The sequence below is a fragment of the Pseudomonas sp. AP19 genome (genome assembly GCF_001728855.1).
Classification (GTDB): domain Bacteria; phylum Pseudomonadota; class Gammaproteobacteria; order Pseudomonadales; family Pseudomonadaceae; genus Aquipseudomonas; species Aquipseudomonas fluorescens.
In genome coordinates this window covers 312,432-335,700 of record NZ_LXJP01000001.1, presented here as the reverse complement: position 1 = coordinate 335,700, position 23,269 = coordinate 312,432, and the positions used below count along the sequence as shown (strand labels likewise).

General features: G+C 60.6%; 17 protein-coding genes. 9 read left to right on the top strand and 8 right to left on the bottom strand.

All coding sequences use genetic code 11. The annotated features are described in order from the left end of the window. Nucleotides 1-5 precede the first annotated feature (5 nt). The 3 genes from A7D21_RS01430 (at nt 6) to ureC (ending at nt 2,656) form a co-directional block, all read left to right on the top strand. Entirely contained in the window at nt 6-539 is a 534-nt protein-coding gene (locus tag A7D21_RS01430; RefSeq protein WP_069550909.1) for a GNAT family N-acetyltransferase, read from the top strand. After that, a complete protein-coding gene (locus A7D21_RS01425; protein ID WP_053254100.1) occupies nt 536-841 on the top strand; it encodes an urease subunit beta in 306 nt (101 codons plus the stop codon). The genes A7D21_RS01430 and A7D21_RS01425 overlap by 4 nt, the downstream gene beginning before the upstream one ends. A 114-nt stretch (nt 842-955) precedes the next feature. Next, entirely contained in the window at nt 956-2,656 is a 1,701-nt protein-coding gene (gene ureC, locus A7D21_RS01420) for an urease subunit alpha (protein ID WP_053254099.1), read from the top strand. A gap of 94 nt (nt 2,657-2,750) precedes the next feature. On the opposite strand, the gene A7D21_RS01415 is transcribed toward ureC, so the two are convergent. Continuing rightward, nucleotides 2,751-9,743 (bottom strand): NEL-type E3 ubiquitin ligase domain-containing protein, encoded by a 6,993-nt coding sequence (locus tag A7D21_RS01415; RefSeq protein WP_069550908.1) that lies wholly within the window; start codon nt 9,741-9,743, stop codon nt 2,751-2,753. 78 nt (nt 9,744-9,821) lie between these two features. Beyond that, the gene (locus A7D21_RS01410; RefSeq protein ID WP_069550907.1) at nt 9,822-10,760 is read right to left on the bottom strand and encodes a DnaJ C-terminal domain-containing protein; all 939 of its coding nucleotides are present in this window, start codon (nt 10,758-10,760) and stop codon (nt 9,822-9,824) included. A gap of 238 nt (nt 10,761-10,998) precedes the next feature. On the opposite strand from A7D21_RS01410, the gene A7D21_RS01405 reads away from it, so the two are divergent. After that, entirely contained in the window at nt 10,999-12,267 is a 1,269-nt protein-coding gene (locus A7D21_RS01405) for an Hsp70 family protein (protein WP_069550906.1), read from the top strand. A 354-nt stretch (nt 12,268-12,621) separates the two neighbouring features. Here the strand turns inward: A7D21_RS01405 and A7D21_RS01400 are convergent, their stop codons facing one another. The 3 genes from A7D21_RS01400 to A7D21_RS01390 all read right to left on the bottom strand — a co-directional run bounded on the left by A7D21_RS01400 (nt 12,622) and on the right by A7D21_RS01390 (nt 15,001). Then, nucleotides 12,622-13,635 carry an AI-2E family transporter gene (locus A7D21_RS01400; RefSeq protein ID WP_053254094.1) on the bottom strand — a complete coding sequence of 338 codons (1,014 nt, stop codon included), beginning with the start codon at nt 13,633-13,635 and terminating at the stop codon, nt 12,622-12,624. Nucleotides 13,636-13,841: 206 nt separating this feature from the next. Next, complete coding sequence (locus A7D21_RS01395; RefSeq protein WP_053254093.1) at nt 13,842-14,141, bottom strand: PsiF family protein; 300 nt, start codon at nt 14,139-14,141, stop codon at nt 13,842-13,844. Between the two features lie 71 nt (nt 14,142-14,212). Beyond that, nucleotides 14,213-15,001 (bottom strand): helix-turn-helix transcriptional regulator, encoded by a 789-nt coding sequence (locus tag A7D21_RS01390; RefSeq protein WP_053254092.1) that lies wholly within the window; start codon nt 14,999-15,001, stop codon nt 14,213-14,215. Between the two features lie 97 nt (nt 15,002-15,098). On the opposite strand from A7D21_RS01390, the gene A7D21_RS01385 reads away from it, so the two are divergent. Next, entirely contained in the window at nt 15,099-15,989 is an 891-nt protein-coding gene (locus A7D21_RS01385) for a DMT family transporter (RefSeq protein WP_069550905.1), read from the top strand. A 110-nt stretch (nt 15,990-16,099) separates the two neighbouring features. On the opposite strand, the gene A7D21_RS01380 is transcribed toward A7D21_RS01385, so the two are convergent. Both A7D21_RS01380 and A7D21_RS01375 read right to left on the bottom strand, forming a co-directional pair. Then, nucleotides 16,100-16,990, bottom strand: coding sequence for a triacylglycerol lipase (locus tag A7D21_RS01380; protein WP_053254090.1), 891 nt, complete (start codon nt 16,988-16,990; stop codon nt 16,100-16,102). 77 nt (nt 16,991-17,067) lie between these two features. Next, complete coding sequence (locus A7D21_RS01375; protein WP_053254089.1) at nt 17,068-17,709, bottom strand: FMN-dependent NADH-azoreductase; 642 nt, start codon at nt 17,707-17,709, stop codon at nt 17,068-17,070. A gap of 136 nt (nt 17,710-17,845) precedes the next feature. On the opposite strand from A7D21_RS01375, the gene A7D21_RS01370 reads away from it, so the two are divergent. Continuing rightward, complete coding sequence (locus tag A7D21_RS01370) at nt 17,846-18,745, top strand: LysR substrate-binding domain-containing protein (protein ID WP_069550904.1); 900 nt, start codon at nt 17,846-17,848, stop codon at nt 18,743-18,745. Between the two features lie 98 nt (nt 18,746-18,843). Beyond that, nucleotides 18,844-19,374, top strand: coding sequence for a bacterioferritin (locus A7D21_RS01365; RefSeq protein ID WP_053254087.1), 531 nt, complete (start codon nt 18,844-18,846; stop codon nt 19,372-19,374). Nucleotides 19,375-19,507: 133 nt separating this feature from the next. Here the strand turns inward: A7D21_RS01365 and A7D21_RS01360 are convergent, their stop codons facing one another. Continuing rightward, a complete protein-coding gene (locus A7D21_RS01360; protein WP_069550903.1) occupies nt 19,508-21,577 on the bottom strand; it encodes an AsmA family protein in 2,070 nt (689 codons plus the stop codon). 368 nt (nt 21,578-21,945) lie between these two features. Here A7D21_RS01360 and A7D21_RS01355 point away from each other — a divergent pair, with 368 nt between their 5' ends. Beyond that, a complete protein-coding gene (locus A7D21_RS01355; protein WP_053254085.1) occupies nt 21,946-22,317 on the top strand; it encodes a hypothetical protein in 372 nt (123 codons plus the stop codon). A gap of 151 nt (nt 22,318-22,468) precedes the next feature. Beyond that, entirely contained in the window at nt 22,469-23,101 is a 633-nt protein-coding gene (locus A7D21_RS01350; RefSeq protein WP_069550902.1) for a TetR family transcriptional regulator, read from the top strand. Nucleotides 23,102-23,269: the final 168 nt, after the last annotated feature.

Below are 23,269 nucleotides of genomic sequence, written 5' to 3'. Positions count from 1 at the left end.
GATCAATGAGTGCTGCACAACTGCGTCGAGTGAATGCTGAAAGTTTTGCCCATTACCGCCTGGGCTTGATCGAGCTGTTGCTGGACGCGGTGCAGCATGGCGCCTCGGTTGGCTTCATGGCTGACTTCGATGAGCCCCAGGCGCGCGCCTATCTGAAAGGCGTGCAAGCCAGCGTGGAAGACGCCAGCCTGTTGCTGTGGGTGGTGGTGCGCGACGAGCAAGTCATTGCCAGCGTGCAATTGGCGCTGTGCCAGAAAGCCAACGGCCTGAACCGTGCCGAAGTACAAAAGCTGCTGGTTCACAGCAGCGCCCGCCGCCATGGCCTCGGCCAGCAATTGATGAACGCCCTGGAACTCGCCGCGCGCCAGCACAAGCGCGGCCTGCTGTACCTGGACACCGAAGCGGGCTCCGGTGCCGAGGCCTTTTACCAGTCGCTGCGCTACACCAAAATCGGTGAGTTGCCCGACTACTGCCAAAGCCCGGACGGGCGCTACACCCCGACCGCCATCTACTTCAAGACCCTGGGGCAACCTGCATGATTCCTGGTGAATACAAGATCCAACCTGGCGACATCGAGCTCAACGTCGGCCGGCGCACCATCACCTTGAGCGTGGCCAACAGCGGCGACCGACCGATTCAGGTGGGCTCGCACTATCACTTTTTCGAGACCAACGACGCGCTGACCTTTGATCGCGCTGCGAGCCGTGGCATGCGTCTGAATATTCCGGCGGGCACGGCGGTGCGGTTTGAGCCGGGGCAGAGTCGCGACATCGAGTTGGTGGATTTGAGCGGCGGGCGCCGAGTATTCGGCTTCGCCGGGCGGATTATGGGTGACCTTTAGGGCCTCATCGCGAGCAAGCCCGCTCCCACAGGGGAATGCATTCCAAATGTGGGAGCGGGCTTGCTCGCGAAAACGATTTCACATTCAACACATTTTTTCTCAGGGCTCACACACATGAAAATCAGCCGCCAAGCCTACGCCGACATGTACGGCCCCACCGTCGGTGACAAGGTCCGCCTGGCCGACACCGAGCTGTTCGTCGAAGTGGAGCAGGACTTCACCGTCTACGGCGAAGAAGTGAAATTCGGCGGCGGCAAGGTGATTCGCGATGGTCAGGGCCAGAGCCAGTTGCTCGCCCATGAAGTGGTGGACACGCTCATCACCAACGCGCTGATCATCGATCACTGGGGCATCGTCAAAGCCGACGTCGGCCTGAAGAACGGCCGCATTCACGCGATCGGCAAGGCCGGTAACCCGGACATCCAGCCCGGCGTGACCATGGCCATCGGCGCCAGCACCGAAGTGATTGCCGGTGAAGGCATGATCCTCACCGCCGGCGGTATCGACTCCCACGTGCACTTCATCTGCCCGCAGCAGATCGAGGAGGCGCTGACCAGCGGCGTCACCACCATGATCGGCGGCGGCACCGGCCCGGCAACCGGCACCAATGCCACCACCTGCACCTCAGGCCCATGGCATTTGGCGCGCATGCTGCAGGCCAGCGACTCGTTCCCGATGAACATCGGCTTCACCGGCAAGGGCAACGCCAGTTTGCCGGAGCCATTGGTCGAGCAGGTCAAGGCCGGCGCCATCGGTTTGAAGCTGCATGAGGACTGGGGCACCACACCGGCCAGCATCGACAACTGCCTGAGCGTTGCCGACGCGTACGATGTGCAGGTGGCGATCCACAGCGATACGCTCAACGAGTCCGGCTTCGTCGAAACCACCCTCGCCGCGCTCAAGGGCCGCACCATTCACACCTACCACACCGAAGGTGCCGGTGGCGGCCACGCGCCGGACATCATCAAGGCCTGCGGTTTCCCAAACGTACTGCCCAGCTCCACCAACCCGACCCGGCCGTTCACCCGCAATACCATCGACGAGCACCTGGACATGTTGATGGTCTGCCATCACCTGGACCCGAGCATTGCCGAAGACGTGGCCTTCGCCGAAAGCCGCATCCGCCGTGAGACCATCGCCGCCGAAGACATCCTGCATGACCTCGGTGCGTTCTCGATGATCAGTTCCGACAGCCAGGCCATGGGCCGCGTCGGTGAAGTGATCACGCGCACCTGGCAGACCGCCGACAAGATGAAAAAACAGCGTGGCGCCCTGCCCGGTGACGGCCCGGGCAATGATAATTTCCGCGCCAAACGCTACATCGCCAAGTACACCATCAACCCGGCGATCACCCATGGCATCAGCCATATTGTCGGCTCGATCGAAGTGGGCAAGTGGGCCGACCTGGTGCTGTGGCGCCCGGCTTTTTTCGGCATCAAGCCGACCCTGATTCTCAAGGGCGGCGCGATTGCCTCAAGCCTGATGGGCGACGCCAATGCGTCGATTCCCACGCCGCAGCCGGTGCATTACCGCCCGATGTTCGCCAGCTTCGGCAGCGCGTTGCATGCCACCAGCCTGACCTTTATCAGCCAGGCGGCGCAGGACGCCGGGTTGCCCGAGGCCCTGGGCTTGAAGAAGCAGATTGCGGTGGTCAAGGGCTGTCGCGACGTGCAGAAAACCGACCTGATCCACAACGATTACCTGCCGGATATCGAAGTGGACCCACAGACTTATCAGGTCAAGGCCGATGGCGTGTTGCTGTGGTGTGAGCCCGCCGAGGTGTTGCCAATGGCCCAGCGCTACTTTTTGTTCTAGCGAAGACAATTCAGCCCCGAAGACGAACATGACGGTTCTTCTGCGGGGCTGAATACACCGCGCCTGGCTCAAGTATCCAGCGCGCGCGACAGCCTTACACGACCTGTGCTTTGATCATGGATTCGGTGTATCCATAATCCATTCGCAACTCGGTGCCCGCCGGAATGTCTTCAATCGCAAATACCGCCGTCAAAACAAACCCCTTTCGCCGGGTTGTCGCTTCAGGTCCCATGCCCAGCCACATATCCGCCTCGACATTGAAGGGCACGGCCTCGACGTTATAACCGCCCGAGGCCTGACGCAGCGGCTTACCATCCGCATCATATTCAAAGTTGGTGTTGATTCTGGAGATAATGTTATCCCCAGACAGGTGAACCAGCGGCTCGCCAAGCGCCAGATCACCGAGCGCCGGTCGACTGCTCACGAGCATGGTGTAGGTCTGACCGCCCGGGCCAAAAAAACCAGAGGGCAGCACCGTCCCGCCGTAAACGCCGACTATTTCTCCTTTGCCGATACGCCTGTTGGCCACCACCATGTTCTGCCCGATCAGCGACTTCTCTTCAGGCACCTTCATATCCTGTGCAGTGAACGTACGCAGTTGCAGCTTCTCTTCATAACGTGCGCCCACCTCCTCATACCCTTCAAACTTGATGTAAGGCTTGACTTGATCGGAGGTGTATTTAGTAGCGGAATCCACCAGTTCAACGCGGCTTTGCAGTTTTCGAATGCGTATCGGCCTGCCCTGATAGTCCCTGAGTGGGTACTTACCGTTATTCGCTCGGTTATAACTGCCGATGGGATTGGGGGCGGCCGTGAAATGAACTTCACGCCTCATGAACCTGAGTTCGGCCGCCGTGTAAGGCACCATAGGCAAGGACTCGGCCGCGTCTTCAAACTCATCCTCGGAACCACCCGGTTTCATCCCGCCCGCCGTGCGTGGTCGCTTCCAAACCCCCGCGCTATCGGGCTTGGCGATGATCGCGCTGCTGACCAGCACAAACGGATTATCCGGCGCCTGCACCCACAACAGGTAATGCTCGCCTTCCCCATCGGGCATGCTCGCAACAAAGTACTGTTTGCCCTCGAACTCGATGGCGCGTGCCTGTGAGAGCTGCAACGCGCGCGCGCTGCTTTTGCCGGGTTCAACCAGCACTTCAAGCGGTTCGCGTGGCAACAGAATCTGTGCGACCTCGCGTCGGCTCAGTGTGTCGATCAGTGCGCTTTCCTTGATCGCGAGCTGTGCCTGCAGGTCATCGGCTTTCGCCCTGTAGATCCTCTCGGACAAGGTCTCGGCCACGCGACGCTCATGCAGCGCGGCCAACTGCTGATGATAGGGCTCGCTCTGTGCATCAAATTGCGCGCGGTACTTGTGGGTGACGTAGTCCTGCCAGAACTCTCGGGACAACAGCGCCTGATACTCCTGGGTAGAGTTATCCCGTTTGATGATCTTTTCATACGCGGCATCCAGCATCTGCGGTGTGACCCCGCCCAGGTCGGTGAACCTGACGCTCTGCGGCTGCCCCGGCAATTGCAGCCGGTCCTTGAGGCCGTAGCGATACGCCAGCCTGATCTCCACCTCTTCAGAGAGGCGTGTGACATGGGGCAACTTATCGGTCATCGACACCGTTGGGTCATTGACGATGGCCTCGCTGCGCTGGATGTCCTGAGACGCAAGCGTGTCGACTTCATGCAAACGGAACAAGCCTTTGGACAGGTTCGACAGCTGCGCCGCTTGCGCCTGCCCCGTAGCCTGTGTACGCGCCCTGTAGATCAGCGTTGCGACTTCCAGGTTGCTGAACGAGAACGCCGCGCGATCACAACAACCGGGCTCGCCGGCCCGGTCGAACAACTCGTTGCGGTGGTTTTCCGATTCCGGGGTGTTTTCGCTGATGCTGTCGATCACCTCCCAGACGCGACGTTGCAAGTCGGCATGCCCCGGGCCCGCAGGCTCCAGCCGGTTGAGAATGTCGAAGAACGGCCCCGCGCGCTCATTGTCGTGCAGCACCTGCCACTGGGCTTTTTTGGCTGACACCTGGTCCTCGCCGAACCCTTGGGTCCAACGCAGCAACGGCTGCTGCGTGCCCGCGTCGCGCACACGCGGGGTGCGAGTGGTGAGCGCGGTGGTCACCAGGGTGTTCGGATTGCTCGCAGAGGCCAGCCCCGCCCGTTCAAGGCGCTGGTTGTAGGCCCTGACCTGTTGCAGGGTGTCCGGGGTCAGAGGGTTACGGGAGACCCTCGTCAGGTTATTAATACGGGCCGTTTGCGCCAATTGATCATCCGGTGGCGCAATGACTGAGGCCGGGATAGTGGTGATGTTGTTATTACTGAGTTCGATCTGATCCAGCAACGGTTGCTCACCCAAGCCGGTAGGCCAGGTATCGATGCCGGCGTTTCCCATACTCAGGGAACGCATGTCAGTGATCAGGCTGAAGTCGGGCGCAATGCCCAGCGAGTTATCGTGCAGCCATAACGCGCGCAGCCTCACCCGTTGCGACAGGATCCGCGCCGTTTCCGGGGTGAGGCGAATCCGGTTGTTATGCAAAAACAAGCGGGTCAGGTTGTGCATTTCATCCAGGGCCGGCGGCAGCACCCTGAGCTGATTATTCGACAGGTCCAGCCACCGCAGATGCCGATAGCGTGTCAGGAAGCCTTCCGGCGAAGCGCTGAGCCCCATGTTGCTCAATTTCAGCGAGCCAACATGGCTGAAATCAACGTCCAGGTCCGGCAGGCTCGGCAACATCAGGCCGCTCAGGTCCAGCTCCACGCCAATCTGCTCTCCGTCATTGGCAAGCATTTGCGGGGTCTCGCGTCGCCAGCACGCGAGAATACGCTGCTGAGCCTGATAGCGGTCCTCAAGGCCGCCTGCGTTGACCTGTCGCTGGCCCGCACGAACGTAGCGTTGGTGTTCGCCACCCCCCGAAAACGCCCAGGCATTCAACTGCTGTTGCAAGGTGTTGAACGCTTGTTCGAGCCTGTCCAGTTCTGCGTCGGCACCGGCCCCCAAGCTCCAGACCCACTTTCTGGCCTCTTGCGTACGCTTGTTTGGGTACAGCCGTCGGAGTTTTTCGAGCCTTGGGTTACCGCTGTCAAATGCGCCATCACGGGCGCTTTTCACCAAGTCAGGTAGGGCCTGATTCACACGTTGCCAGTAACCATCAAATTTCTGCCAGTAATCAGCCGCAAATCGATTGCCCTCAAGCAGGGTGACGCCATTGAGTTGGGCACTCGCCTCTAGCTGCTCATCTGCCGGGTTGAGGAGTTCCTCGGGCACTTCGCGTAAAAGGTTATGGCTCAAGTCGACAACCTCCATCCCCGCGCGGGCCCGCAGTCCCTCTGGCCACGCATCCAGCTGCGTATTCCTCAGGTTCAGGCGTCTCAATCGAGGCATGGCACTCACATCCGGTGCAATGCTCAGCGGGTTATTGGCGAGGTAAAGCGTTTCAAGGTTGCCCAGGGTACTCAGTGTCCTGGCGCTGTGTGGGGTTAAGCGGAGGGTGTTGGACGTCAGGTCCAACGACGTCAGATTGTTCATTGCACCAATAGCGCCGGGCAGCTCGGTCAGCCTGCACCGGCTGATGACCAAGTCGTTGAGCCGGGTGAACTTTGTAAGGAAAACATCAGCGCTACCCGACCACTTGACGCCGACGAGCTCAAGTTTTTCGATAGAGCTGAAATCGGCGCTCAGTGTCGGCAGCTCCATCGCGCCATCCATCAGCAACCGCATGGGGCCCTCAGCCGTACGCTGCCAATGACTCAAGATCTGCCGGGCGATGCCAGACGCTCGGGCATCCACCGGGCCCGCAGCGGGTTGCGGTGTGTTCGCCTTAACCCAAACCTTCAAGTCCCTCTCCAGCGTCTTGAGCTCAGCTTCCCGAAGCGTCAGCCCACCTCGCACATCCGCACCCAATGAGGCAATCAAGGCAGTGACCTCGCTCTCTCCCATCGCGGGGTACAACTTATGGATCCGGGCCTTTACCGACGCCTCTGAAGGAGCAAAAACACCGGCCACCCGTTGCCGAAAACCACGACCACCGCCCAACAGGCGCAGCGTAGGGTCCACGGTCGGTTTGCGCACCGGGTGCTCCAGCAACACCGTACGCAGCTGCGCACGTGACAGCGGCGCTCGTGCAATCGCAGCTTTCATTTGCAGCGCGTCGGTGAACCCCAGGGCCTGGCGTTCAGTGGCAGACAACAGGTCCCAGGTCGCAGCAAAGAAGTCCCGCGGCTGGGTCGCCTGGAACAAACCGTTATCCATCTGTATCAGGGACCTGGCCATTCCCTCCGGGGCGCCAATCGCATCCAGCAGCAGCCCCTGCGATGAATACTGGCGCAGTTCCACCCGTGTCCCCCGGTGCCAACCGGGCAAGGTTTCCAGCGTGCGCAACGCCAGGCGCTGGCTGTCGAGGTTCGCCAGAGTGTCCAGTTGCAGCCCTTCATAAGCACGGGCTACGCGAGTTTCCTGTTCACACCATTTCGCCTGTTCGGCCTGTGCTTCGGGCAGCAGCCCGGTATTGCGCAAGGTCTGCACTTGCTCGGTGCTCAGGCTCTTGAGCAAGTGCGCCGCCATCGAGGTGGGCAAATCCGGATAGTCCGCCTGTAGTCGCTGCACATCGGGATCAGCCGATGCGGTCAACGCCCGGTAGCGCTCCTCCGCCAGTGGGCCTTTGTAGGTGTCCACCGTGTCACCCAGGTACTGGCGTAGCTTGCCCGCCCGCACATGCAGTGAGTCTTCGGCACTTCCAGGGATGTCGTTAAGCGTCGGGTCAACGCCTTGCAAGGTGTTCAACACCTCTTTAAGCAACTCGCCACGCGCCAGTTGGTCATCGTTGAAAACGACCACCCGCGTCGCAGTGTGCGGCTCCGTTTCCCAGAGTACCCTGGCGCCGCTGCCGAGCACGCGAAAACCGAGGTTTTGCGGCAACATGCCTCGGCGACGCATCATGTTCATTTGCAGCGCCAGATCAGCCTTGGCGTAGATGGCCGGGTCGCTGCTGCGCATCTGTTCAACAAAGGTCGTGAGCGCCTGATGGGCCTTGAAGTGCTGAATCGAATCCTCCAACAGCAAGGGTACCGGCTCATGCTCCACAAAGGTCTGGCGCAATGTGTCCTCTTCGACGCCGCTGGCCAGCCGGGCCTGCTCCAGCGTTTCGCGGCCAAGCCCACGCTGCTCCAGCCCCAGGCGCCTCATCAGGGTCGGTTTGTCCCAGGTCAGGGGTTCCTCGACTTCATGGCTCCAGGCGCCGGCGTCGTTATGTTCCAGTTGCGGTTCATACGCCCCCGGCCGATTGGGGTGCTGGATCCGGTACTGGCCGGTGTCAGGCTCTTGCCGAACCTGATAATAGTCACCCTCATGGGGCAACACTGTTTGCCCGTTATGCTGATACAGGCCCAATGCGTCTGGCTGGGCGTCTGGCCCCAGGTTGACCGGCACCTTATAGGGCGCCATATCCGGGTTCCACAACACCTGTTTACCGCTCGGCAGCGTGACCGGCTTGAGGTTGTCGACGATGCTCGCCCATTTGATTGCGGGCAACACCTTCGCGCCGGTGCCCAGCATCGCCGCATTGAGTGCCAAGCTGGACAAGTGCGCCCACAATGTCTTCAGATCGTTTCGCTCGTAGGCTTCGATGCCTTCATACACTTCAGTGCACATCTGCGCCGCGCCCACCGCCAGCATGATCGGCCCCAACCCCGGCACCACGAAAGCGGCGAGGTTGAACACGCTGATCACCGCGTCCAAATAGCTCGACAGTCGCTCCATACGCGCCTGACGGTCCTCATCCCCGGTGGGCACCGCCACGGCGCGGGCGTCCGATAAAATTTTGCGCACCTGGGCCGCGCGCAGTTGCTCCCATAGGTTGCCATTGATAGCCGTCTCATCCAGCGGCAACCTCACCGGCCTTGATGCCAGCGGGTAATCGCCCGCCTCGCCATCGCCGTTGGCGGGCTTGTACACCACATTAAATTGTTTAAAAAAGACCCCCTGCTCGCGCTGGGGCACGAACCGGCTGAAGAAGCGTCGATACGAGGCGCTGTGCAAGCGGGCCCTGAGGTCCGCCATAAACTCCGCACTGGAGGCGTACTCCCTGAGCGGCTGCTGTGGGTCGTTGGGGATGAACACGACCAGGCGCTCGACACTGTCACTGCCTTTACGCGCCGGGCCGATCAGCACTGGCCCCACCAACACACTGCCAAACACCTTCAATGCGGCAAACGTCACTGGTTTACCGTCGAGTGTGGCACTGGCGGGGTTAGTGATGACCTGTTTGATCATGCGGTACGCGTCAGCGCTGATGCCCCATTCGGTCTGGTGAGCCGCCACCTCTGCGCTCAGCGCCAATTGCTGGCGTTGGTGCTCTTGCAGCTGCGTTTCAAGTGCGCTGCGCTGGGCCGTGTCGTCCGGTTGGACAATGGCCTTGATGTGCTGCTGATACAAATTGCCTAAGTCCAGGCTGCGGCACACTTGGGCAAATTCATGGGGCGCGATGGACAGGGCCTGGGAATTGACCGCGTGAAAGGTCGGGATGACTTCGCCGTCGTACGAACTCCAGCGCGTTATGACCTGGCAATCGTTGCAGGCACTGGCGTGCTCTTCATCGGGCGCGAAATTGGCCAAGGCGGCCTCAAGTAAAGAAACACCACGGTATTCATAACTCAACGCCGAGTCGTTCTGCTGCTCAAAAACAAACGCACCGAACAGGTCGTCGCGACTTTTAAACCCATACTTGCGGGCGAAATAGACGTTCTTGACGTCCACGTCCAGGTTGAAGCGTTGTTTGATTGCGTCTTTAAGCGGCTGCTCGGCAAAGGCGCACGCGTCCTTGATGTCGCCGAGGGTGTTGTCCACCTGGTTCAAGGTTTCGCGGTAGCGGGTATGGCTGGCGGCCAGCTCAGCCTTTTGCTGAGCCGTGGCGGTCAGGTACCAGCTGGGCAGTTCCGTATCGTGGTTGGCGAGTTCTTCCTGGCGCCGGGTGGAACCCTGAGTGAACCACGCGGGTACACGTTCCTTGAGGAAGTCGTAATGCACGCCCCGAAGGTCAGCGTTGAAGGTGCCTTCGGGGGTTGAGGTAACGGGTTGTTCTGACATAACGGGCCATCCGTGCAGGTTGGAAAAAACCAACCTATCGAATAGCCCTAGCTGAAAAGCCCTAGATAGTTATGCGGCTCAGAAATGTTCACGCGGGTTGAACGCCGCTTTCTGCGCCAGTTCCTGCCACAACGCCTTGACCTCCTCGTCGCTGCTTTTGGGCATCACGGCCTTGAGCTGCACGAACAAATAGCCGCGCTGCCCGGCCTTGTTCAGCAAGCCATGGCCCTTGGCGCGCATGCGCTGGCCGTTCTGGCTGCCCGCCGGCACCTTGAGGTTGATCTTGCCGGTGAGGGTTGGCACCGCCACTTCCGCGCCCAGCGCCAATTCCCACGGCGCCAGAGGCAGGTTGATGATCAGGTTTTCGCCATCCACCTCGAACTTGGGGTGCGACGCAAACTTGATGATCAGGTACAGATCGCCGTTGGCGCCACCGCCAATACCCGGCGCCCCCTGACCTTTGAGGCGGATGCGCTCGCCGTCGGCCACGCCGGCGGGGATCTTCACGTTCAGGCTCTTGGTGGTGTTGCTGACATGACGACCCGAAGCGTCATATTGCGGCACCTGGAAGCTGATCTGCTTGGACTCGGTGGACAGCGTCTCTTCGAGGAGCACCGTCAGTTGCATCTCCACGTCCTGGCCCTTGCGCCCGGTCGGACGGCGCTGGCCGCCACCGAAGGCATCGCCACGGCCGCCGAAGATCGAACTGAAGAAGTCAGAAAAGTCTTCAGTACCCGCACCACCGCCAAAGCCGCCACGGCTCTGCCAGCCCGGTGGGCCCTGGAACGGCTGGCCATGCTGGCCGTATTTGCGCAGTTCGTCGTATTCCGCGCGCTTATCGGCGCTTTTAAGCGCTTCATAGGCTTCGGACGCGTCCTTGAATTTTTCTTCGGCGTCTTTTTCCTTGCTCACATCCGGGTGATATTTGCGTGCGAGCTTGCGATAGGCGGCCTTGATTTCCTTGTCATCAGCCGTCGGCTCGACACCCAGTATCTTGTAGTAGTCTTTGAAATCCATCGGCGGTTCACCATCCTTAATCGAGATCGCACAACCTGAGGCACAACGTGCGCTGCTTTGCACTTGTTGAGTCTTGTGGCCTGGGGGTGCGTCAAAGTGTTATCGGCGCTAGCCGTATGCATCAGATGTGGGGGCGAATCCCTCACTTTCAAGCACGATTTAACGGATGGTTGGCCTACGCATCCGCCTTCGACTGGCATACACTGCGCGGCCGTTTTGCAACCGGAACCCGATAGACATGAAAAACCCATCCCCAGCCCGTGCCTGCGGCATCGACTTTGGCACGTCCAACTCCACCGTCGGCTGGATCCGCCCCGGCGAGGAGACTCTTATTGCGCTGGAGGACGACAAGATCACATTGCCGTCGGTGGTGTTCTTCAACTTCGAGGAGCGTCGCCCGGTGTACGGTCGACTGGCGCTGCACGAATACCTGGAAAACTACGAAGGCCGGCTGATGCGCTCGCTCAAGAGCCTGCTGGGTTCCAAGCTGATCAAGCACGACACCAGCGTGCTCGGCACGGCCATGCCCTTCACCGACCTGCTGGCGCTGTTTATCGGCCAACTCAAAAGCCGCGCTGAAACCACCGCCGGCCGCGAGTTCGAAGAAGTGGTCCTGGGCCGCCCGGTGTTCTTTGTCGATGACGACCCGATGGCCGACCAGGAAGCGGAAAATACCCTGGTCGACGTGGCGCGCAAGATCGGCTTCAAGGACATCTCGTTCCAGTACGAACCGATTGCAGCGGCCTTCGACTACGAGTCCACCATCGAGAAAGAAGAGCTTGTGCTCATTGTCGACATTGGCGGTGGTACGTCCGACTTCTCGCTGGTGCGCCTGTCCCCGGACCGCCGTCACAACGACAACCGCCAAAGCGACATCCTCGCCACCGGCGGCGTGCACATCGGTGGTACCGACTTCGACAAACAACTCTCGCTGGCCGGCATGATGCCGCTGTTCGGCTACGGCAGCCGCATGAAAAGCGGTGCCTACATGCCGACCAGCCACCACATGAACCTGGCCACCTGGCACACCATCAACTCGGTGTACTCGCAAAAATCCCAGCTGGCCCTGGGCAGCATGCGCTACGACATCGAAGACACCGGCGGCATCGACCGCCTGTTCAAGCTGATCGAACAGCGCGCCGGGCACTGGCTGGCGATGGAAGTGGAAGAAACCAAGATCCAGCTGACCCACGAAGACAGCCGCCACGTGCTGCTGGACCGGGTTGAACCCGGGTTGAGCGTGGACCTGAGCCGCACACTGTTCGAGTCCGCGATTGATGGCTTGCTCGAGCGCGTGCGCAACAGCGTCACGCAATTGCTGACCGACGCCTCGGTGGACGTTGCCCAAGTGGACACGGTGTTCTTCACCGGCGGTTCCAGCGGCATTCCGGCACTGCGCCACAGCATCTCGGCGATGTTGCCGAATGCCCGGCATGTGGAAGGGAACATCTTCGGCAGCATTGGCAGCGGTTTGGCGATTGAAGCGAGCAAGCGCTACGGCTCCTGACGTGCCCCACTCTCACCAACGCTGAAAAACCAAATGTGGGAGCGGGCTTGCTCGCGATAGCGGAGTGTCAGTCGAAGTAAGTATCGACTGAACCACCGCCTTCGCGAGCAAGCCCGCTCCCACATTTAGACCTGCTTACACGCGAAATCCCGGTCGCCACAAAGGCCGTCTTCCACACACTGACTTCGCCTTACCCTGAATGTTGTAACGAGCCCATCCGAGGCCTTGCACCATTTGATCAATAACGCCAACAGTCCGCCCGTCGCCCAAAAAGCGACCCGGTTTGGCGACCTGCCAAATCACGGTTCAGAAGGCCTCTGCACATTCAGCAGCCTGCCTGACGATGCGATTGCGTCAAACCATCCCGCCGAGCTTCAGCTCACTCTTCAAATACGCATAATAAATCGGCCCCGCCACCACGCCTGGCAGACCGAATGCGGCTTCAAACACCAGCATCGCCAGCAACAACTCCCACGACTTGGCACTGATCTGCCCGCCCACGATGCGCGCGTTGAGGAAGTACTCGACCTTGTGGATCACGATCAAATACCCCAGCGCCGCCACTGCCACCCAGATCGAAATCGACAGTGCGACGATGGTGATCAGCGTGTTCGACATCAAGTTGCCGATCACCGGCAGCAGGCCGAGCAGGAAGGTCAGCACAATCAGGGTTTTGGTCAACGGCAGGTGAATCCCGCACAACGGCAGCACCACCGCGAGGAAGATCGCCGTGAACAGGGTGTTAAGCGCGGCAATCTTGATCTGGGCGAAGACGATGTTGCGAAACGCCTGGACCAGCAGGTGCAGGCGGTCGAACAGTGCGGCGGCCAGGGGTTTGCGCTTGGTCAGGTCGGGCACGCGCTGCAGGGCGATGATGGCGCCGAGCACCATGCCGATCAGCAGGGTGACGAACATGTGGGCGGCGTCTTTGCCGACCAGTTGCAACTCGCTCAAGTGCTTGCTCAGCCAGTCGCCGATGGCCACGCGAAACTCGGCGGCGCTGGCGGGCAGGTAGGCGTCGAGGAACGGCGGCAACTGGCCGCGCGCGCGGTCGACCACGCCCATGAATTTGTCGAGGGAGGCCCCAGGGTTTTCAGCTTCGTGGAGCAGGAAGCTGATGGCGCCGGCAAAGATCAGGGTCAGCACACTGACGATCAAGGTGCCGAGCAATGCCACCGCCAGCCAACGCGCGCGCCGGCCTTCGATCAGCCGTTGCAACTGCGGGGTGAGCATATTGACCAGCTCATAGACCAGCAAGCCGGCCAGCAGGCTGGGCAGCAGCTTGAGCGGCAAGACCAGCAACAACCCACCGAAGATGATGACGCAACTGACCAGCAATAACACGTGACGCTGAGAAAACGTTGGCATACAGCCTCAAAACGAACGGCGTTAAAGGATGGGCAGTCTGCCAGCCTTGAGGGAATCAAGCGAGAGGCCAGGTTGTGAATGCGATCAAGTGTGGGAGCCGGGCTTGCCCGCGATGCAGGCGCCTGGGTTTACCTGGCCTACCGAGGTGATGCTATCGCAGGCAAGCCAGCTCCCACATTTGAGCTCCAGCGTTGGCGAAATCGTGGTCAGCCTTTGAGGCAAGTGCTCATAAAGGTCTTACGCGCATCGCCGGTCAACGCCTTGGTTTTCGCCGTGGCATTGCAGTCCTTCATCTTCTGCTGCTGTGGGGTCAAGGTCTTGGCGTCGTTGGCGGCGGGCGCCGACAGGCAGGTCTTCATGAAAGCCTTGCGGTCATCGCCTTTAAGCGTCTTGGTGGTGGCTTCAGCATTGCAGGTGGTCATTTTATTTTGCTGGGCGGTAGCGGCGAAGCCTTGGGAACACAGCAGCAGGCCCATCATCAACAACGGAATACGCAGCATCTTCATGGAGTTTTCTCCCTGTTACCGTGCCAAAAGGGCACGGCCTACGCAGCAGTGTAGTCAAAACCTGTTACATGTCAGCGGCCGCGAATATTCGACCGGCGATACTGCTCCGGGGTGCAGCCCGCGTGGCGTTGGAACATGGCGATGAAGGCCGAGGCGGTGCTGTAACCCAAGTCGAATGCCACATGTTGCACGCTGCGCTCGCTGTCGAGGGCCTCAATGGCGGCGAGGTAACGCAGGCGTTGGCGCCATTCGCCAAAGCTCATGCCCAGCTCCCGCACAAATTGCCGGGCCAGGGTGCGTTCGCTCACGTGCACGTGCTCCGCCCATTGCGCCAGCGGGCGGTTGTCGCCGGGCTCGGCCTGCATGCCTTCGAGCACACTGAGCAGCCCGGGGTGGCGTGCATAAGGCAGAAAGCAATCGTGAATCGGCGCTTGCTTGAGTTGGTCCACCAGCACTTGGGCCAGGCGGATATCCGCCTCGGTTTGCGGGATGTTGACATCGCGCAGCGCAAAGTCGCCGAGGATCGCCTTGAGAATCTCGCTGATTGCCAAGGTGCACGGCGCCTGTGGTAACTGCTCGCAGAGATTCGGGGCGAGGCCCACCGAGCGATACACAATCGCTTGGGCGTTGTAGGAGCTGTGCTCAGTGTTCGGCGGGATCCACACTGCGTACTGCGGCGGCGACATAAAGCGGCTGCCGGCCACCTCCATGCGCATCACGCCGTTGGCCGAATAGTCCAGCGAGCCCCAGAAATGCCGGTGCGGCGTGCACTCGGTATCAGGCGCGAAATCGGAGTAACGGAAGTAGACCGGGCTTGGCAGGCGCGGGAAATCCGCGAGGCGTACGGTGTGTCTGGGCATATTGTCTGGATATAAAGGTCGGTTGTCTGGATCGCAGTATAGGCTTCGATCCAGACAGGGGATAATCCTGCCTCATCAACACACTTGGTTTCTTTCGATGCAATTTGCGTATCCCCTGCTGGCCATCTTTATCTGGGCCGGCAATACCGTGGTCAACAAATTGGCCGTGGGCACGATCTTCCCCGCTGAAATCGGCTTTTACCGCTGGTTGCTGGCTGCGCTGCTGTTTACCCCGTTCATGCTCAAGCCGGTAATTGCCAATTGGCCGCTGATTCGCCCTAACCTGGGCAAGATCTTCATCCTCGGCGTGCTCGGCATGGCCGTGTATCAAAGCCTGGCCTACTACGCCGCGACCCTGACCAGCGCCACCAACATGGGCATCATCCTCTCGCTGATGCCGTTGATGGCGCTGACCGCTGCGATTATCAGCCTCGGCCAGCGCCTGACCTTTGGCGCACTGACCGGCGCGGTGCTGTCGTTCGCCGGCGTGGTGGTGGTGGTGTCGGCCGGCAGCCTGGGCGCGCTGCTGCAACACGGGGTCAACCTGGGCGACGGCATGATGCTGATCGCCACCCTGGCCTACGCGGTCTACAGCACGCTGCTGAAAAAATGGCAGCTGCGCCTGCCGCCGCTGGTGTTGCTGTATCTGCAGGTGCTGGTGGCCGTGGTGGTGCTGTTTCCGCTGTTCCTGTTCTCGACCAAAGCGGGCCTGGGCTGGGCGAATATTCCGCTGGTGCTGTACGCCTGCTTGCTGGCGTCGATGCTCGCGCCGCTGGCGTGGATGCACTCGGTGAAGACCCTGGGGCCAAGCCGCACCACGTTGTTTTTCAACCTGCTGCCGTTGATTACCGCGTTGATTGCTGCGGTGGTGTTGAAGGAAGAATTGGCCATGTACCACCTGGTCGGCGGCTTGCTGACGCTGGGCGGGGTGATTTTGTCGGAGCGCTGGACCACGCCGGTTCGCCGCCAGGTCCGTGTTGCCGGATAGGCCGCCTTCGCGAGCAAGCTCGCTCCCACAGTCGATCACATTCCAACTGTGACACTCGGTCGAATGTGGGAGCGGGCTTGCTCGCGAAGAACGATAACGCGGTCCACCGGCTAAACCCCGGCAGCCTTCAACCGCTGCGCATGCTCGACAAACAACCGAATCGGCTCGGCGCCCTTGCCCACCAGCCCCAGCGACTGGTTGACGATATCGAAGTGGTCCAAGGCGTAGTCATCACCAATCACTACCCCCAGGTGTGAGCTGTAGCGCCCGACCATACCGTCGCACTGGCCCTTTTCGCGCACAAAGCTGCGGGCGAACAACCGGCAACTGCGGTTCGTGCCGTCCAGCAGGTTACGCCCGCGATCGGTCTTGCCCGGCTGCAAGGTGCCGGACCACGAGTAATAACGCACACCGTTGACCACTTCGGCGCCCTGCCCGCCCCACGTCTGCGGCAACCCTTGAGGAAACTGGCGATTGAACAGCGCCACACCTTCGCAGGTCAGGGACTGGTGCGAGGCCTGCAAGTCGGCCTTGAAGCGCGGCCCGCGATAGCCGGTTTCCAGCACCCCCATCACCCAGGCAGCCAGATGAAACAGCGCGCTCACAAGCCGGCCTTTCCAACTGGCCGGCGGGTAGTGGCTATGGAAATAGTCCGCCAATTCCGAACCCTGGTTAGGCCCGGCCACCGACGTCACCGACGCTACCCATTCCGGGCGCTTGGCCGCGGCATACCGCGCCGTCAGCGAGCCCTGGCTATGGCCGATCAGGTTGACCTTCTCAGCACCGGTGTCCCGACGAATCCGCTCGATCTGCAGCAACAATTGTTCACCGCGCACTTCGCTGGAATCCAGCGGTGCCACCTGCACGGGAAACACCTGCGCGCCACCCGCTTGCAGCGCCGGGACGATGCCGTACCAGTAAGGAAACAACCCCAGGCGCACGAAGCCGAGCATACCGGGCACCAGCACCAGGGGATAACGCGTGGCGAGAGACTCGGGCATGCGGCGGGCATCCTGATCAGGCAAGCGATACCGCCATCCTAGCCCACTGGACGTGACCGCCCCATGACCGAGGCCGGTTAAAAATGCCCTGCCAAGTCACGTAACTGACGCTCGGCCTCGTCACAGCCGCGCAGGAACACGCTTTTGTCCGACTCCTCACCCTCGGCGGCAATCACCCGAACGTCATCGATGCCGATGTAACCCAGCACCGTACGCAGGTGCGGGTCGGCATGGTTCATCCCTTCGTTTTCGCCGCCTGGGCCGAACCCGTTACCACCACGGCTGGTGATGATCAGTGCGCGCTTGCCGTTGAGCAACGCCTGGTATTGCGCGATGCCCTGGCTGTCTTGGCGGATGTCGAAGGTCAGGCCCAGGCGTACGATCTGGTCGATCCAGGCCTTGAGGCCGCTGGGCACGCCAAAGTTGTACAGCGGCAAGGAGATCACCAGCAGCTCATGTTCGATCAGCTCGCCGACCAGCTCATCGCTCAATTGCAGATCGGCCTTCATGACCTTGGGCAGGGATTGCGGTTCGGGGTAGAAATTCGCTGCGACAAACGCCTCGGTCACATGCGGGATAAAGGCCCGGCCGACTTCGCGCCGGGTGATCTGTGCATCGGGATTAGCCGCCTGCCAGGCCTCGAGAAACGATTCGGCCAGGCGCCGAGAGTGGGAGCGCTCGCCGCGTGGGCTGGCATGAACCACTAGCATTTTTTTCATCTGTTCAACCTTCAGGGGATACACTCAGGCAGCCTGGATGGCCGCCGCTCTTGCTTATGAATCTAGAGTTGCTCGCCCTGACCGACAAATGAGCAATAGTTAACTTGGCTGAATCTATTTCATCCGTGGAGACAACATGTTTGCCTCGCTGCCCCTAACCGCCCTGCGCACCTTTGAGTCAGCCTCACGCCTGTTGAGCTTCAAGGCTGCGGCCCAGGAACTGTCGGTGACGCCCACGGCGGTATCGCATCAGATTCGCGCCCTGGAAACCTGGCTGGGCGTGCCGCTCTTCGAACGCCTGCCACGCCAGGTGCGCCTGACCGAAGGCGGCGAACGGCTGTTTCACAGTGTGCATGGTGCCTTGCTGGACGTGGCGCAAAGCCTCGACACCCTGCGCCCGCAACGCAGCGCCGGGCACCTGACGGTCTCCACCACACCGGCGTTTGCGGCGCTATGGCTGGTGCCACGGCTGGGTCGCTTGTACGCGGCCCACCCGGACATCAACCTGCGCCTGGACACCCAGTGCGAGGTCGTCGACCTCCAGCAGGATGCCAGCGTCGATCTGGTGATTCGCTACAGCATTGGCGACTACCCCAACCTGTATGGGCAATGCCTGTTCGACGAGTGTTTTGCGGTGTATGGCTCGCCCGAGCAGGTCGCGCGCGCCAGCACTCAGGTGCCGACGCTCATCAGCGTGCGCTGGCACAACGCGCAGCTTTACGCCCTGGGCTGGCAGGCCTGGTGCGACAAAGCCGAGGAGACGTGGCTGGACCACACGCTGCCTGTGCGTGAATACGATGAGGAACACTACGCACTGCAGGCGGCGATTGCCGGCCAGGGGCTGGTGCTGGCGAGCAACATTCTGGTGTCGCAAAGCGTTGCCAGCGGTTTGCTGGTGCCCTATCGGCCGCAGATCAGCGTCGGCGGCGCCGGCTACAGCGCGCTGTGTGTGCCGGGGCGGGAACGGCATCCCCCGGTGCGAGCGTTTTTCCAGTGGGTACAGGAGGAGGCGAAGCGGTCCGGCCACACGTTGTGAAATCCGATAAAACTTTTTGCGTCGTCGAACACTCACAACTTGGAGCGATCACGCCGGCAGAGCGTGGCGCAAAACCGGATTAGCACCAGGAGATTGAGATGACTGAAGCACATTTGACTGACGTTGCGACCCTGCGCTCACGCGCCCGTCAAAACGTCGAAAACGGCGCCGTGACCGAAGGCTACGACGCTGATCGCGAGGAAATTATCCGCCTGCTCAACGCGTCGCTGGCCACCGAACTGGTCTGCGTGCTGCGTTATAAGCGTCACTACTTCATGGCCAACGGCCTGAAAGCCAGCGTCGCCGCCGATGAATTCCTCGAACACGCGACCCAGGAAGCCGAGCATGCCGACAAACTGGCCGAGCGCATCGTGCAGCTGGGCGGCGAGCCGGAGTTCAACCCGGACCTGCTGTCGAAGAACTCCCACGCACAATACGTGGCCGGCAACAGCTTGAAGGAAATGGTCTACGAAGACTTGGTTGCCGAGCGGATTGCGGTGGACAGCTACCGTGAAATCATCCAGTACATCGGCGACAAAGACCCGACCACGCGTCGCATCTTCGAAGACATCCTGGCCCAGGAAGAAGAACACGCCGACGACATGGCGGACATTCTGCAGGACCTGTAGGTCGTCACACCGCAAGCCCCATGTGGGAGCGGGCTTGCCCGCGATAGCGGAGTATCAGTCAACGAAGATATCGACTGATGCCTCCCCTTCGCGAGCAAGCCCGCTCCCATTTTTTTGCTGACTGTTGCGTCAATCAGCCTTTCACCGTCTTCGGCGCCTTGCCTTCCTTCATCTGCTGCAACAGCGGTGCACACTGGTTCGGCGCATCGCTACTCGGTGCCACCAACGCCAGCAACCCGGCAGCCGGGCCGGCGATCACACCCAGCGCGACCATGCCTGCCCCGCGCAGCATCAGCGGTACCGCTTTCACACCCGCATTGGGCTTGATAAACGGGCCGTTGACGTACAGCGGCGAACGCAGGGAAAACAGGCGAAAGCCCTTGGACTCCGGCGTGATGGTCAGGTCGAGCTGTTCGGTCGCCATGTTCGCGGTGCCATCGATGTAGATGATCGCGTTCTCGGTATCGAATACAAACAGGCGAGTGGTCGCCAGGCCGGTCTTGATGCCGAAATCCGCAGCCGCGCAGTTGATCTTCACTTCTTTGTCGCCGAACAGGCGGCCCACCACGTAGTTGCCCACGTTGAGCCCGGCGATTTCCATCAGGCCACGGCTGATTGCACCGTCGTTGATGAGCATTTTCAGGTCACCGTTGGAGGAGCCCAACAACGCCGCCACGGAGTTGCCGCGCCCGGACACATCGGCATCACCGTTGAGCTCACCAAAGCTGGTTTTCATCGGTTCAAAGGTCGGGAACAACTGCTTGAGTTTGAAGTTGCGCGCAGTCAGTTTCGCGCGGCCTTCCATCGGCGTGATGCGCCCGTTGAGACGAATCTGTGCGTCCAGTTTGCCGCCGGCCACCCCAAAGCGCAGGGGTTCCAGGCTCAGTTCGCCGTCGTTGAGGATCAGGTGGGTATAGAGGTCTGTGAACGGCAACTCGGCGCTGTGCACGATGCGCTTGCCGGTGAACTCCACATCGGCGTCCATGTCGCGCCAGCGCTCGGTGCGGAACTCTTCCACCGGCAACACCTTGGTCGCCGGTTGCTTGCTCTCGCCGCCACGGGCTTTTTGCTTGGCATTGGAGTCGGCACCGATCAATGGGGCAAGGTCGGTCATCAGCAATTGGTTGGAGACCAGTTTGCCACTGAGCTTGGGCCGAGGCTGACTGGCCACATAGCTGAGGTCGCCGTGGATATCACTGTTGCCGATCTTGCCGTTGAAGTTTTCATAGGTGAATGACGCGCCACTGGCTTCGTGCAGCTTGGCGATCAGGTGACCGTCGGTGGAATAGGCCGGCGAGTCGGGCAGCGTCACACCGGTCAGCGGGTAGAGGTTACCCAGGCTGCTGCCAGCGAGCTTCAGGCGCAGGTCCAGGGCACCGAGGTTAAGTGGGTCGGTCAGGGTGCCGGCCAGGGCGATGCTGGTGTCGGCGATTTTCACCTGGGCTTGCAGCGGGAACGGCTTGGCCGCGTCCTGCAAGGCGAGCAGGCCACCGATTTTGCCGGTGCCGTCGAGCTTCTGACCGTAATATTGGCCTTTGACCTTGAGGGCAAACGCATAGTCCTGAGGCGCCGAGCCTTTTTCCAGGGCCTTTTTAGCATCGGCGTCGCCGACGATCGCGCTGAACGGAATGGGCTTGCCCAGCAGGTCGATGATCACATCCAGCTGGGTTTTGAGCGTCTGGTCGTCAAGCGTTACGTGGCCTTTGTCGAAACCGATAGCGCCGATGTCCACCACCCAACTGGAAGGTTCGGCGTTGGGGTCTTTGGGGTCGAACTTGAAGGTCCAGTTGGCGCGACCATCGGCCAGGCGCTGCAAGTCGGCGCTCGGCTCGGTAAGGTCAATACGCGGGATGACCACACGCTGCGCCAGCAGCGCCAACGGCGAAATGCGCAGCTCTACGCGTTTGAGCGTGACCATCTGGGGTTTTTTCGACCAGTCGGGGTTACCCAGGGTGAGGTCCTCGGCAATCACGTGCGGCCAGGGCACCCAGGCCCGCCAGCCCCCTACATCCGGTTCACGGGCCCACACCACCGCCAGGTTGCCATTGATGGCGAAGGGGCGATGCAGCTCTTCGGAGACCTTGGCATTGAGCGGCGGCTTGATGCGGTTCCAGTCGAAAAACACCAGCACCAACACCACCACGGCGATTAACAGAACGAAGCTGGCGCAGCTCCAAGCAACAATTTTACGAGTGCGCGTCATTGCACAGGACTCCTGGTTACGACTGAGGGTGCGCACTGCCGCGCACCTTTTGACTGCAGCTTATAAGGCTACGACTGACAAATGGTCTGTGGGTTTAGCCTGAGTTCGAATTCATCGCAAAAAAAGCGATTCCTCCTACGGCTTGTATCGACCAGACCATCAACAATGCACCAGTGTTACCCGTAAACGGGTCGAAAATACCCACCATGGTGCAAAACCGCGGGCTTGAGAGGTCCGTTCTAGAGCCTCTGCCGAGAACAATCAATTCTGTTGATTATTACCATTGTGTTTATGAACTTTTATATCGACTTATCGAGAGTAGCATTAGCCCTGTACCCACTTTATCGCCCTCCCAAGGAGCAACCATCATGAAACGCCAATTACTCGCTACCGTTCTGCTGTCTGTCCTGGCTTCCAGCGCTTTTGCCCTGCCAGCCGCTGAACAAGCCACCCCACAGAACAAAGCCCAAGCCGTGCAGTCCAGCCAAACCCTGGCGCGCAGCGGTTCGCAAGAAGATGAAAACCGTGATTACGCCAAAGGCGCTGTTGCAGAAAATGGCTCGGAACACGCCAACAAACGCGCTTACACCGAAGGCGTTGCCGAAGGTGGCCGTGATCGCCTGGAACAGAAAGGTCTGGTAGAAGGCGGTGCTGAACAAGCCAACGACCGCGCTTACACCCAAGGTGTTGCCGAAGGCGGTGCTGACCGTCTGCAAGAACTGCATCAAGCACAGAGCTAAGCCTGTGCCGGCCCAGAAAAAAGCCCGATCGGCCGATCGGGCTTTTGCTTTTATATAGACCACGTCACGCTCAGCCCCCGCCAAGTTCGACGCCGATGAAGCTGTTTTGCTAGAGTGCGTCGTTGTACTTGCCGACAAAGCCCGCCCGCCGATGCTGCCCCGCGCCGAACAGAAGCAACAAACCCGCCTCGCCTTGATGGACGCAGCCCGCCATCTGATGGAGTGTGGCCGTGGGTTTGGCAGCCTGAGCCTGCGCGAAGTGGCCAAGACCGCCGGGATCGTGCCGACCGGGTTCTATCGTCACTTTGACGACATGGACCAGCCTGGGCTCGTCTTGGTGAGCGAGGTCGGCCAGACCTTCCGCGCCACTATTCGCCTGGTGCGTCACAACGAGTTCGTCATGGGCGGCATCATCGATGCGTCCGTGCGGATCTTCCTGGATGTGGTCTCGGCCAATCGCTCGCAATTCCTGTTCCTGGCGCGCGAGCAATACGGCGGTTGCCTGGCCGTGCGGCAAGCCATCGGTGCGCTGCGCGAAGACATCACCAGCGACTTGGCGGCGGACCTCACACTGATGCCCAAGCTCCAGCACCTGGATGCCGAAGGTCTGCACGTGATGGCCGACCTGATCGTCAAGAGCGTATTCGCCACCCTGCCCGATATCATCGACCCTCCCGCCCAGGCGCTGCCTGCCCACCTTACGCCTCAGGCGAAAATCACCCAGCAACTGCGCTTTATCTTTATCGGCCTCAAGCATTGGCAAGGGCTGGGCAGTACCGAGTAAGCCCGTCAGCCTGGCATGTGGAAGCCCAGTTCCTGACCCCGCGTAGGCCAGGTTTCTAAAAACGCCAGCAAGAAACAGATGAAAGAAACTTCATACAGAACAGGGCGAACCTCAACGCAAAACGCCCACATCCAGTGCTATAAACCCCATCACGCACCAAATTGAACC